The following is a 1,320-nucleotide window of genomic DNA, read 5'->3' on the forward strand; positions in this document are numbered from 1 at the left end:
AGTGCAGGAAAAGCTCTTGTTCCAGCTTTGTATTTTGAGCTAGGAAACGGCGCATCGTAAGCACGTATTTCATCAGGACTAAGCGTTTTAAAACAGCCAGTGTTTATGATTTTCGCGATGGGAAACCAGGGGCTGTTTAATGCAAATGCGCGCCAAATTTTAAATGCTTTTGGAACTGTCTCATCACCCGTGGGCAACATGCCGTTGCCAACTACGATGGCTTTAAATCTGTCTGAGTTCTCTGCGGCTAAGCGTAAGCCAAGTAGTGATCCCCAGTCTTGGCATACAAGAGTGATGTTGTTGAGCTCGAGTTGATCAATGAAATTAAGAAGCCAGTCAACATGTGTTTCGTAGCTATAGTCGTTTTTATTGGTTGGTTTATCTGATTTTCCGAAGCCAATGAGATCTGGCGCAATCACTCTATGTCCAGCAGCTGCGCAAATAGGAATCATGTGTCGATATAAATACGACCATGTTGGTTCGCCATGGAGCATGAGAACGGGATCTGCATTTTTAGAACCTTCGTCAACATAGTGCATCCGCAAGCCATCAATATCTTTATAGTTGGGCTTGAAAGGGTAATTAGATAGGCGAGCAAAGCGAGAGTCTGGCGTGCGAATGAATGGAATCATGTATAGCCTCTATATGTTTTTATTTTTTATCTCGGTAATGCTAGCGGGATGATCAAAAAAACACCAGAGGCAAAAGATTTCGCGATGCGCTTAGTCTTTTAGATCTAGATATCCACGCTGAATCGATGTTTCAAATGCTTTAGAACCCTCCGCCAACTCCTCAAAGCGTAAACGGTGAGCACGAAGTTTTTGCATTTCGTCGTTGCTAGGGAAATTCTCAGTTCCCTCATACTGCTTACATAGCGTGTATAGATGCTCTAAATATTCTGCGCGACTGCGTGCTACTAGTTCGACAATAGGCTGGAGATCGCTGATGCAAAGCTCATCAATTTTAGGGTTGATTTGCTCCTTGTTTGTCGTTTTTAAAAGCTGCTCAAATTGCATAAGTAAGCGATTAATGCTCTTGTCCATAATTCACCTCAGTTCTTCTTTATTCTCTAAGCATAGTGAAAGTCTCGCGATAGTCGAGTAGCATGGCGAGCATATTAATTGTTCAGAAAAATAAGACCTTGTATGGATTCCGAGGCAAGCCAAAGTCCCGCTAAAAAAAATTTATTTCGTTCTTCCGCAATTGTTGGATTGATGACAATGGTGTCTCGCTTTCTAGGCTTAGCGAGAGACGTTGTTGTCGCTAATTTCTTTGGTGCCAGTGCCGGCGCAGATGCATTTTTTGTTGCTTTCAAAATCC

At 42.7% G+C, this 1,320-nt stretch carries 2 protein-coding genes and 1 pseudogene; 1 reads left to right on the forward strand and 2 read right to left on the reverse strand.

Features of this window, described 5'->3' with window-relative positions:
• Both A3738_RS28565 and A3738_RS28570 read right to left on the reverse strand, forming a co-directional pair.
• Nucleotides 1-632: haloalkane dehalogenase (locus A3738_RS28565; protein ID WP_231876791.1), on the reverse strand; the 632-nt coding region annotated here is incomplete at its 3' end.
• 90 nt (nucleotides 633-722) lie between these two features.
• Nucleotides 723-1,043, reverse strand: coding sequence for a hypothetical protein (locus A3738_RS28570; protein ID WP_068478580.1), 321 nt, complete (start codon nucleotides 1,041-1,043; stop codon nucleotides 723-725).
• 102 nt (nucleotides 1,044-1,145) lie between these two features.
• On the opposite strand from A3738_RS28570, the pseudogene A3738_RS30270 reads away from it, so the two are divergent.
• A pseudogene (locus A3738_RS30270) lies at nucleotides 1,146-1,320 on the forward strand (murein biosynthesis integral membrane protein MurJ); the annotation flags it as partial.

The organism is Oleiphilus sp. HI0066, assembly GCF_001635725.1.